A 12343-nucleotide genomic window follows, 5' to 3' on the forward strand; every position below is an offset into this window, starting at 1 on the left:
ATCGAGTGTCGCCAGAGGTTGGTGAGCTGTTCGAGGATGGCCGCTTCCCTTTGTCCGCTGCGCAGATGAATATCTATCTCGCCCAGCAGCTGGCACCGGACGTACCGTTCACCATCGCCCAATACGTCGAAATTCGCGGCGATATCGATCCGGCCGTCCTGATCCGAGCCACGGACATCGCGTGCAGGCAACTCGAATCGCCCGCAGTGCGGATCGGGCTGCACGACGGGCATCCGTATCAGTGGCGAGACCTCCGGGTGCCGTACGCGATGATCTATCGCGATTTCCGAGACCGCGAGAATCCCGTCGAGGATGCTCAGCGCTACATGGACGAGCAGTACCGTCGCCCCGTCGATCTGGTTCGCGATCAGTTGATCGCCTCCGAGATCATTCAGGTGAACGAGGCGCACTACTACTGGTACAGCCGCGCCCACCACATCGTCATGGACGGACTCGGCGCGATCTCCGTCCAGGAACGCACCGCGGCGGTGTACACCGCGTTGACCGACGGCACCGAGATACCCAAGACGCGCGCCATCGGCGTCCGTGAGATCTACGACTACGAGGCCGCGTACCCCAACTCGTCTCGCTACGACACCGACCGCCAGTACTGGCTCGGCCGCCTAGACGGCCACCTCGACGCACCCCGACTGGCAGGCAACACGTACACGCGCGCGGCACCGAGCGGCGTGACGGTCAGTGTCGGTGCCGTGCTGGACGCAGACCTCACCGAAGCCGTGGCGGCCGTGGCACATCGGTACAACAGCTCCGACGTTCCCGTCGTGCTCGCCACGTTCGCGCTGTATCTCGCGCGCATGACCGACACCGACGACGTGATGCTCAGCCTCCCGGTATCGGGCCGAGCCACCACCAAACTGCGGGAATCCTCCGGCATGATGTCCAACGTCGTGCCCCTGCGCATCGGCGTCGAACAGGGTGTGACCGTCGAAGAACTCCTCCGACGTATTCAGGTGGAACTCACCGGCGCGCTGCGCCATCAGCGATTCCGCGTCGAGGACATGCAGCGTGAGACCGGCGACGGCATCGGCAGCGCCGCCGCTGGACGCGGAGTGTTCGGCCCCACGGTCAACATCATGATGTACAACAGCACAATTCGGCTCGGCGATGTCATCGGCGAATACCGCGTGCTCTCCAGCGGCCCCATCGACGACATGATGGTCAACGTCTACCCCGGAGTCGCCGGCACCAGCACCCGCGTCGACTTCCTCGGCAATCCGGCCCTCTACTCCACCGATGAGCTCGCAGCCCATCACCGTCGGTTCCTGGTTCTGCTGCGTGCGGTAGTGAATGCCCCTGAGGGCCTTGCCGTATCGGATCTGGATGTGCTCGATGCCGCGCACGAATCGGCGTTGCTGACAGCGCGTCCAGCGGACACGGTGTCGCCTAGGCCGTTGCCGGCGCTGCTGCGACGCGGTGCGGTGGTGCGTGCCGCGGGTGTCGATCAGTCCAGTGAGGACTTCACCCGGGTCGCAGATCACATTGCAGCGCAACTGGTCTCGCTGGGCGCGGGCACCGAGAAGCGCATCGCCGTGGCGATGGAACGCTCCTACGAATCCCTGCTTGCCTCGTGGTCGATCTCCACGGCCGGGGCCTCGTTCGTACCGCTCGACCCCACCGAGCCCACCGAGCGGCTGGCCACGGTGCTGGCCAGCGCAGACATCGAATTCGGTATCACCACCAAGGATGTGCTGGAACAACTTCCGAGCACCATCGAATGGTTCGACATCGAGGATCTACTCGACGCGAACGAACGTGACCTCGCGCCGCCGGCGCTGCACGTCGACAACGAGGCCTACGTCATCCACACCTCGGGATCTACCGGAAAACCCAAGGCCGTCAGCGTCACTCATCGCGGCCTGGCGCAACTGGCCGACAACGTCGTCGATCGGTATGCCGTCACCGCCGACTCACGAGTGCTGCACCTGGCCTCGCCCGTGTTCGACGCGTCCATCCAGGAAATTCTTGCTGCATTCGCGGCGGGTGCCACCCTGGTGATCGCCCCGGCCGATGTCTACGCCGGGCCTGCCCTCGCCGAGTTCCTGGCCGCCGAGAAGATCACGCATCTGATCACCTCACCGACGGTGCTGGCGACACTCGACCCGGAGGATCTGCACTCCATCGAGGTCTTCGACGTCGGCGGCGAAGAGTGCCCACCCACGTTGCGAGACCGGTTCGCCTCTCCCCAACGAACGATGCTCGACGCCTACGGCCCCACCGAGACAACGGTATTGGCGACATTGTCTGCCCCGATGGTCGCGGGTGAGCGGGTCACGATCGGTGCGCCGCTGCCGGGTGTTCGTGCGCTGGTACTGGATTCGCACCTGCGGCCCACTCCCCACGGAGGCGTCGGCGAGCTGTATCTCGGCGGCGACGGGCTCGCCCGGGGATACGACGGCCAACCCGGTTCGACGGCGGCGCGGTTCGTTGCCGACCCGGGCGTGGCGGGTGCGCGGCTGTACCGGACGGGTGACATCGTCCGATGGTCGTTCGACGGGTCCTCGCTCGAATACCTGGGCCGCTCCGACCATCAGATCCAATTGCACGGGCGTCGACTCGAAATCGGTGAAATCGAATCCGCCGCAACCTCTTTCGCTGGAGTGACCGCGGCCGCGGCCGTCGTTCGTGACGATCGACTGGCCCTGTACGTCACCGGTGTCTCCGACGGGCTCGACAGCCACCTGCGGAACCGGTTGCCGGCATGGATGATTCCCCGTCACATCGTGGTTCTGGACGCACTGCCGATGACGGCAGGCGGCAAGGTCGACCGCCGTGCACTACCTGCCCCCACCGAGCCGACGGACACCGAGTACGTACCGCCGCAGACCGAGACCGAACACGCTGTTGCCGCAGCCTTCGCCGACGTCCTCGGCGTCGAGGAAGTGGGGCGCGAGCACTCCTTCTTCGAGCTCGGTGGTGACTCGCTCAGCGCCACCCGAGTTCTCGCTCGCCTCGGCTCGGGAGTCTCGCTCACCGCGTTGTTCGCCGACCCCACCGTCCACGCCGTCGCGGCCGCCATCGATGCGTCCGCCGATCGTGAAGCGTCGCTCGACTTGCTCGATACCGTTCTGCCGGAACATGTCCCGCTGTCGTATGCGCAGCAGCGCCTGTGGTTTCTCAACCAGTTCGACCCCACATCGCCCGCCTACAACATGCCCATCGCCATCCGGGTCGCAGCGGGTAGCGATGCGTCACTGGTCCTGACAGCACTGCGTGACGTTGCCGAACGACACGAAGCGCTGCGCACCTACTACCCTGACGACGGCGACGGTCCGCAGCAGGTGGTGCGGCCCACCGACACCGTCCTGCTCGACGTACCGGCCCGCACTGTGCCCGAGCACCACCTCGACGACGCCGTCACGGCTATTGCCGGGCAGGGATTCGACGTCGCTGCCGACGTGCCCATCCGGGCAGCGCTGCTGAGCGTGGAGGAGTCCGGCGACACGGTGGTCGTCGTGGCAGTGCACCACATCTCGATGGACGGATGGTCCCTCGACCCACTCGTGCGCGACTTCGCGTTTGCCCACGCGTCACGCACGGCCGGTCACGCGCCGACGTGGCCACGCCTACGCGCGCAGTACAGCCAGTACTCGGTGTGGAACCGCGCGACGGTGGATGCGGTTGCCGGCGAGCAACTCTCGTTCTGGACGTCGGTTCTGGGGGAGCGCGACACCGCGCTGGCGGAATTGCCATCCGATTTCCCCCGGCCCGCAGTACAGTCGATGACCACCGACGCGGTTCCGTTCGAGATCGGGCCGGACCTGCATGCGGGAATCCGTGAGCTGGCGCGGTCGAACAACGCGACCACGTTCATGGTGGTCCATGCCGCGGTGGCTGCAGCCCTGAGTCGATTCGGAACGTCGAACCGCGTGGTGGTCGGATCTCCGACGGCTGGGCGAGGCCACGAAGCGCTCGACGAGATGGTCGGAATGTTCGTCGGGACACTCCCTCTCGCAGTCACAGTCGACCCGGCCGGCAGTTTCGCCCACCTGCTGGGTGCCGTCCGTTCCGCAGACCTCGACGCCTTCTCTCACTCGAACGTGCCGTTCGAGCGCATCGTCGATGCCGTGACCACCGACCGATCCCTGGACCGGCACCCGCTGTTCCAGGTGATGCTGGCCTTCGACAATGCACCGCACCGGTCGGTCGAGGATCTGCCGTTCTCGGTGCTGGAGATCCCCACTCGCACCTCGGAGTTCGACCTCAATCTCGTGCTGGAGGAATCCTTCGCCGGACATGCCGAGTCGGCCGGTCTCGTGGGGCAGATCGAATATGCGCCGGACCTGTATCAGCGGGCGACCGTCGAACAGTTCGCGTCCGCGGTGACGGCAATCCTGCATGCGGCGGTGTCGGACTCTGCATTTGTCGTCGGCAACCTTGCTCTCGCCGATGCGCCGACGCAGCCGGCCGAATCCGGCACTGGCACGCTCCTCGACGTGTTGGTCGGTGGCACAGCCGATTCGGCGGCTATCGATGGCCTGGAATCGCTGACGTACTCCGAACTCGATCGCCGATCCAACCGGATTGCACGACTGTTGATCGCCCACGGCGTCGGACCGGAGACCCTTGTCGCGTTGTCCCTCGAGCGTTCGGCCGAGTACATCGTGGCGCTGTGGTCCGTGGTGAAGGCCGGTGGAGCATTCGTACCGGTGGATCCCCGCTACCCGGCGGCTCGCCGGGAGCAGATGCTGGAGCCCATCGACTTCGGCTTCGGCGGAACGGAACAGGGGGTGCTGTGGGTCGAGGAGAGCCACGCACAGACGTTCAGCGACGCGCCACTGACCGACGCCGACCGACTGTCGAGGCTCGACCCGGCGCACCCCTCCTACGTGATCCATACGTCGGGTTCCACCGGCACACCCAAGCCCGTCGTCGTGACGCACCAGTGTGTGTATTCACTCGCGCAGCAGGTCGTTTCGCGCTACGGAGTCGAAGTGACGTCGCGAGTGCTGCACGGATACTCGGTGAACTTCGATGCCGCGGTGCTCGAGCTCGTGCTCGCATTCGGGGCCGGAGCGACCATGGTGATCGCGCCACGTGATCTGCTCGGCGGTGAGGAGATGGCTGCCTTTCTCGCTCAGCACCGGGTGACTCACTACCTGTCCACGCCCGCGGTACTCGCGACGGTGCCGCCGGTGGACGGCGTCGAGACCGTCGCCGTCGGCGGAGACGTGCTGGGTGCCGGAGTCGTCGACGAGTGGTCGCCCGGACGGTCGATGCTCAACGCCTACGGCCCCAGCGAAGCCACGGTGGTGGCCACCCTGGCCGATTCGCTGCGCGCCGGAGAGCCCGTCACGATCGGCCGCGCGTTGGACCATGTCGGAGCCTTCGTGCTCGACGACCGGCTGCAGCCGGTGCCACTCGGAGGCGTCGGAGAGCTGTATGTCGCGGGGTCCGGCGTGGCCCGTGGCTACCGAGCCGATCCGGCTGCGACTGCCGCGCGCTTCGTCGCAACCGACGGCGGCACCCGGATGTACCGGACCGGCGATCTTGTTCGACGTGAACTCTCGGGACTGCTCGACTACCGCGGCCGGCGCGACGATCAGGTCCAGATCAACGGTGTGCGCATCGAACTCGGAGACATCGAGAGTGCGCTGACGGCACATCCCGACGTCAGCGCAGCAACAGCACTGCTGGTCGACAACAGAATTCACGCCTGGGTGGTGGGAACCAGCGAGTTCGACGCGGCCCAGTGGCTCCTGGACCGGCTGCCGTTGTCGATGCAGCCGGCCGTCATCACGACGATCGATCGTATTCCGTTGACCGGCAACGGAAAAGTGGACAAAGCGGCCTTGCTTCCGGCGGTACCGTCGGACTCCGAGTCTGGGGCCGGACGCACGTTGACGCAGGACGTCATTCTCGGAATCTTCGCCGACACGTTGGGGATCGACGCATCCGCAGTCGACAGCAATTTCTTCGTCCTCGGCGGAGACTCCCTCGCGGCCACCCGCGTCGCCACGCGCATCAGTGCGGTTCTCGGCGTTCGGGTGCCGGTGCGGACGGTGTTCGAGGCCCCCACCGCGGCGCAGCTCGCGTCGGCGATCGAGTTGCTGTCCGACAACTACACTGCGCTCCCTGCGCTGGTCCACCGCGCCGATGCGCGCTCCTACTCCGGCCTCGCGCCGGCCGAGCGACGCATTTGGCTGCAGAATCGATACGACCCGACATCGGCGGCATACAACATCGCCTTCGAGTTGACGCTCCCGGAAGGCCTCGACCTCGAGGTACTGCGCGCTGCGATTGCCGATGTGTTGGAACGGCATACGCCGCTCCGCACGGTGTACCCGTCGACGGGCGATGGGCCTGTGACCGTCGTGCTCGATCCGCAGATCGTGCTCTCGACACTGGACGACGCCCATGCGGGCATCGGAGGGGTGGCACAACAGGGCTTCGACCTGACCGTCGAGGCACCGCTACGACTCATGCTTGCCGAACGTCGCGGTGAGCGCGTGCTGACCGTCGTCGCCCACCACATCGCGATCGACGGCCTGTCGCTTCGCCCACTGAGCCGCGACATCGAGACGGCTCTGCTGGCTCGAACGGCAGGAGCTGCACCGCAGTTCACTCCACTCGCCGTCGACTATCCGGACTACCGCGTGTGGCAACGCGATGTCCTGGACGCGGTGGCGTCCGACCAACTCGACTTCTGGCGTCGCACGCTGGCCGGCCTGCCGGAATTTCTCGATTTGCCCACCGGCACTCCGGACACGGAGCGCGACGCGACTGCAGTGCAGTTCGCCGTCGACGCGGACACTCTCGCGAGTCTGCGGTCGCTCGCACATCGTCTGGGCGCAACGGTATTCGTCGTCGTCCACGCGGCGCTGGCCGCCGTACTCGCAGAAGCCAGCGGCACGCGGGACATTGCCATCGGAACCCCCGTATCGGGTCGAGCAGACCCGGCGCTCGACCACCTCGTCGGCATGTTCGTCGGCACCGTCGTCCTGCGGACCGACGTCGATCCGGCGACGACGTTCGAGGACTTCGTGACCGAGGTGCGCAACCGAGACCTCGATGCCTTCGCGAACTCGGACGTCCCGTTCGAGTGGGTGGTGGACGCAGTGCAACCCACCCGCGCCGTCGATACGCACCCACTGTTCCAGGTGCTTCTGGCCTTCGGTGACATCAGCACGCCCACAATCGAATTTGGCCCGAGCTCCGTCAATCCGCGTCGAGTGGATATCACGGCGACGCAATTCGATCTGGAGTTCGTCGTCGAAGAATCCGATGCCGGGCTGCTGGGCACTCTGGCGTACTCGGCCGACCGGTTCTCGCGGGCGGTTGTCACCGGACTCGCGGAACGTTTGGCGACGGTGTTGCACACGGTCGCCGTGGCACCGGACCTTCGGCTCGGCAGCGCAGAATTCGGGCAGGGTGGATCGGCAGTCGTATCCCGTCGGGACGGTACGGCCGATCAGTCCACACTGGCGCAAGTACTCGTGCGGGTGGCGAGTAGCTGGCCCGACAACATCGCGGTAATCGACGACTCGCGTTCGCTGACCTACCGTGAGCTGGACAGTCAATCGAATGCACTGGCCGACAAGCTCGTCCGGGCCGGCGTCGAGCCGGGGTCGCTGGTGGCGATCGCCCTGCCACGGTCTGTTGAGTACCTCACCGCGACCTGGGCCGTGGCCAAGACCGGTGCCGGCTTCCTGCCGATCGACCCGTCTCAGCCCGCCGCGCGAGTACGGGAGATTCTCGACCGCGCTGCCCCCGTCACGGGAATCACGTCCGTGGACTTCCACTCGGCCGGAAACGACTGGCTGACGGTCGATGGTGACGAGCTCGACCACGTCCAGTTACGCGAAGCAAGCGTCGACAGCACGGCGTACGTCGTCTACACCTCGGGATCGACCGGGGCACCCAAGGGCGTGCGGGTGACGCATCGCGGCATCGCGAATCTCGTTCAGAGCCAACGAGACCTGTTCGACGTCGAGCCGACATCCCGCGTGCTGCAGTTCGCGTCACCGAGTTTCGACGCGTCGATCTTCGAGACGCTGATGGCCGTCGGGGCCGGTGCGAGCGTGGTGATCGTGCCGCCCGACGTGCACGGAGGACGCGAGCTCGAAGCGCTCATCGACCGGCACCAGGTGACCCACGCCTGCCTCACGCCGACCGTGCTGCAGGTGACCGACTCCGCGGCCCTGCCCTCTCTCCGGGTGGTCGTCATGGCCGGCGAGGCCGCCAATTCGGCACTGCTGCAGCGATGGTCGCAGGATCGCTCGGTGTTCAACGCGTACGGGCCCACCGAGGGAACCGTCATGAGCACCTGCACCACGCATCAGCGAGACTGGGCATCGGCTGCGGTGACCATCGGCGAACCGACCCTTGGATTCGACACAGTGGTTCTCGATGCCCGTCTGCGACCGGTGGGCACCGACGTCGTCGGGGAGCTGTACCTGGGCGGGGCCGGTCTGGCCGAAGGGTACGTAGGCGACGCTGCGTTGACGTCGAGCAGCTTCGTCGCCAATCCTTTCGGCGACGGCCGGCTCTATCGCACAGGCGACCTGGTGCGGTGGGTGGCGCGCGAGACCGGCCGCGAACTCGAATACCTGGGCCGAGTGGATTCGCAGGTGAAGATCCGCGGCCATCGCGTCGAACTCGCGGAGGTCGAGGCGGCATTGCTGCGTCACCCCACCGTGCGCCAGGCCAGCGTGATCGGGCATGCGAACTCCTTGGCTGCCTATGTGGTGGGTGCGGTCGAACCGCGAAAGACTCGCGACTTCCTCGCGCGAACGGTGCCCGCCTACATGGTGCCCAGCACGGTGACCGTCGTGGATGCACTCCCGATGACGTTGTCGGGCAAGGTTGATACGAGCAGGCTGCCCGAACCCACAGTGATGTCGACCGAACGACGCGCGCCGGTCTCGTCCACCGAAGTACTCGTACACACCGTGTTCTCCGACGTGCTGAACATCGCTGGCGACGACATCGGCATCGACGACAACTTCTTCGACCTCGGCGGACACTCGCTGTCGGCGGTGCAGGTGATGGATGCGCTGGGCGACAAGCTGAGCCGTCGAATTCCGATCAGTGCATTGCTCGAGCATCCGACGATCACGGCATTGGCCGCGCGCCTCGATGTGGATGGCGAAGACGCCGACTCGAATGGCCCGTTCGATGTGCTGCTGCCCCTGCGGACCGACGGCGTGGGCGCACCCCTGTTCTGTGTACATCCGGCCATCGGAATCGCGTGGAGCTACCTGTCGTTGCTCGGGGAGACGGACCGCCCGGTGTACGGCCTGCAGGATCCGGGCATCTCGAACCGTGACGCTGCGCCGTCGTCGATCGAGGAGTTCGCCTTCGTATACGTGCGGATGATTCGAGATGTTCAGCCTCACGGGCCTTACCACCTGCTGGGGTGGTCGCTCGGTGGTGTGATCGCCCACGCGGTGGCCGTGCAGTTGCAGTCGGAAGGCGAGGACGTCGCGCTGTTGGCCCTCGTCGATGCGCAACTCGCGGCACCCGACGACGCCGAGGAATTCGGCGTCGACGATCTGGCTCGTCAGCTCGGGGTCGAGGCGACGTCATTCGAGGACATCGTTGCCGAATTGCGGAGTACGCGCACCGAACTGTTGTTCCTCACCGAAGACGACCTACGCGCCATGTATCGGCCGGTCGTCTCCGCTCCCAGCTGGGTCGCGTCGTACCGGCCGGCGGTATACGCGGGCGATGTCCACTACTTCGCCGCTCGTGGCTCGGACGGCGCGAAGCACTGGACGGGCCTCGTCGACGGGCGGATCTCGGTGACAGAGGTCGATGTGGAACACGAAGACATGCTGGGCGAGCAGGGTGCCCGTGCACTAGGCCGAGTGATCGGTGCCGATGCTGTGGGGAAGGGTGTGGCGTGATGAACCAACAACTGGAGCCGTTCGTCAACGATGTGCGGGCGCATTACGACTTGTCGGACGATTTCTTCGCGCTGTTCCTCGATGCGAGCATGACGTACAGCTGCGCCTATTTCGAGCGCGACGACATGACGTTGGAGGAAGCGCAGACGGCCAAGATCGACCTGGCGCTGGGCAAGCTCGATTTGAAGCCGGGCATGACACTGCTCGATATCGGTTGTGGCTGGGGTGCTCTCGTCAAACGGGCGGTGGAGAAGTACGACGTCAACGTCATCGGTCTGACGTTGAGCCGAAACCAGTACGACCGTGGCCGCGCGCTCGTCGCCGACCTCCCGACCGAACGTAACGTCGACATCCGGTTGCAGGGCTGGGAGGAATTCGACGAACCCGTCGATCGGATCGTCAGCATCGGCGCGTTCGAGCACTTTCGGCGTCAGCGGTATTCGGCGTTCTTCGCTAAGTGCCGTTCGGTGTTGCAGCCGGGTGGGCGAATGTTGTTGCACACTATCGTCATTACCCCGCCCGACCCGGCTTCCGGGGGTGGACTCACGCGCGAGGATGCACACTTCTCCCGCTTCATCCTGCGCGATATCTTCCCCGGTGGCCAGTTGACGTTGGTCAAGGTGGTGAAGGCGAAAGCGGCCGAGGCGGGATTCGAGTTGCTCCGCGAGCATGCACTGGGACCGCACTATGCACGGACACTCGACACGTGGGCCGAGAAGTTGATCGCGTCCAAGGACGAGGCCATCGCACTGTCGTCGGAAGCGACCTACGACAAATACGTGCAGTACCTCACCGGGTCGTCGGAGCGATTCAAGAACCAGCGCATCAACGTCGTACAGTTCACCCTCGAAGCGGGAGACACGCCTGCCGAGTGATGTTGAGACTGCGCTCGTACTCCCAGGTCAGATTTCCAGCATCAGTGCGCGGTGATCGGAAACCTCGGGCTCGGCCACGATCTCGAAATTACGCACAGCCGCGGTGGACGAGACCAGAACATAGCTGGCATGACGTACCGGTTTGGTGTAGCTCGATGCCCGGGTATCGGCGTTGCCGACGAGGTCGACCATCCCGTGTTCCCTCAGCACGTGGAACGTCGTGCTCGACGGAAGGAGATTAAGGTCGCCGCAGAGAACTGCGACATCACTTGTGCCACAGGCTTGTTCAATGATCACCGCTAGTCTGCGGGCCTGCTCGGCGCGGGCGGGGGTGTCCTGTTTACCCGCCGGATCTCGAAGGCCGTGCAGCTGGATTACGGAGACTGTCTTCCCACCGAGACGGTCTCGGACTGTCACCGTGAGTGCTGAGCGAGGTCGGTCCTCGACATCCCAGTCCGTGTAGTCGACGAACTGCGAGTGCACGAATCGGGCGTCGAGCCCGATAACGGGAATGTCGTCTCGAACCCATGTTGCGATGCCGAAGTCCTGTCGCAGCCGAACGCCTTCGTCGTCGGTCACCGGACCTGCGTCGTTCGCGACGAAATATGGGGTGTATCCGGGCAGTGCGGAGGACACGTCATCGAAGAGGTTCAACCGTTGCGGGAGCGTCCTCTCACCGTCGGCGAAGGTAGCCCATCCCAACCTCTGTGGAGTGCGCGTAACTTCTTGCAAGCAGACGATGTCTGCATCGACGGCGCGCAGCCAGGGTAAGAGCTCGTCGTACATCGCTCCACCCCAAGCGTTGACCGACACCACTCTCACAGACCAAAAGTACCCCAGCGGGTGGTCGAAGCGAATCGAAAATTTGCGCAGCAACTCTTGACTGCACTTTTCAACTATGTACTCTGGCTAACGACAATGGTCGTGTGCATCTCGTTTTCGTCGTCCGGTCCGAGTGAATCTGCTTCTGATGTCGGAGGATCCATGCAGACAGTTTTCTGGGCACCGCGTTTTGCGGCTGTGTATTTCCTCGCGGCTCTCGCGTCGCTGGTCCTGTTCACTACCATCGGCGCGAACATGGCGATAGCGGCACCGCTGATCCTGGCCCTCGTAGGGATGGGAATCGCTGTATTGATTCGTAGTCGCACCGGTTCGTCCGTGACGCGTTCCTGAAGCCGGCTTGCAGAGCCGGGACTCACACCGCTGGATTACGCGGCGTCTTTTTCAGGTGGTGGTTCGTACGTTGTTCGGCCCGGTGACTCGTCGGCGGACTCCTCGACATCCGCTCGACGGATGCCACGACCGATCCACACGGCGGCGAGCGCGCCGATCAGCAACCACAAGGCAACGAAGCCGAGAACCCACCACACGAGCCGCATTCGTTGCCGGGCACTGGTTGGATGGGTGCGAGTTTCGGCCGAAGTCGTAGCGCTCGCGGCGACGTTCACCCGAACCGCAGCTGCGCCATTCCGGCGGTCATCGGCTCCGTTGTTGGATTCATGGCGACCGAGGTCGCGACGACTCCATACGGCCAGACAGTGGGCTGAGGGTTTACGCTCGCTGACCCGAAAGAGGAACTAGACAAACGTTATGCGCCCGCAG

General features: G+C 65.0%; 4 protein-coding genes. 3 read left to right on the top strand and 1 reads right to left on the bottom strand.

Translation table 11 applies throughout. From position 1 onward, the window contains the following. Positions 1-5: 5 nt before the first annotated feature. Together CH278_RS06045 and CH278_RS06050 are read left to right on the top strand one after the other, a co-directional pair. The gene (locus tag CH278_RS06045) at positions 6-9866 is read left to right on the top strand and encodes a non-ribosomal peptide synthetase (RefSeq protein WP_094621430.1); all 9861 of its coding nucleotides are present in this window, start codon (positions 6-8) and stop codon (positions 9864-9866) included. Next, complete coding sequence (locus tag CH278_RS06050; protein WP_094621431.1) at positions 9866-10741, top strand: cyclopropane mycolic acid synthase family methyltransferase; 876 nt, start codon at positions 9866-9868, stop codon at positions 10739-10741. The genes CH278_RS06045 and CH278_RS06050 overlap by 1 nt, the downstream gene beginning before the upstream one ends. A 27-nt stretch (positions 10742-10768) precedes the next feature. On the opposite strand, the gene CH278_RS06055 is transcribed toward CH278_RS06050, so the two are convergent. Further along, a complete protein-coding gene (locus CH278_RS06055) occupies positions 10769-11563 on the bottom strand; it encodes an endonuclease/exonuclease/phosphatase family protein (protein ID WP_094621432.1) in 795 nt (264 codons plus the stop codon). Between the two features lie 162 nt (positions 11564-11725). On the opposite strand from CH278_RS06055, the gene CH278_RS06060 reads away from it, so the two are divergent. After that, positions 11726-11914, top strand: coding sequence for a hypothetical protein (locus tag CH278_RS06060; protein WP_139278405.1), 189 nt, complete (start codon positions 11726-11728; stop codon positions 11912-11914). The last annotated feature ends 429 nt before the right edge of the window (positions 11915-12343 follow it).

It is taken from the genome of Rhodococcus sp. 05-2254-5 (assembly GCF_002258575.1).
Taxonomy (GTDB): domain Bacteria; phylum Actinomycetota; class Actinomycetes; order Mycobacteriales; family Mycobacteriaceae; genus Rhodococcoides; species Rhodococcoides fascians.

Bases quoted from the DNA above. Each gene is read 5' to 3' on its own strand.
- CH278_RS06060 (WP_139278405.1), top strand. From the start codon at position 11,726: ATGCAGACAGTTTTCTGGGCACCGCGTTTTGCGGCTGTGTATTTCCTC.
- CH278_RS06050 (WP_094621431.1), top strand. From the start codon at position 9,866: ATGAACCAACAACTGGAGCCGTTCGTCAACGATGTGCGGGCGCATTAC.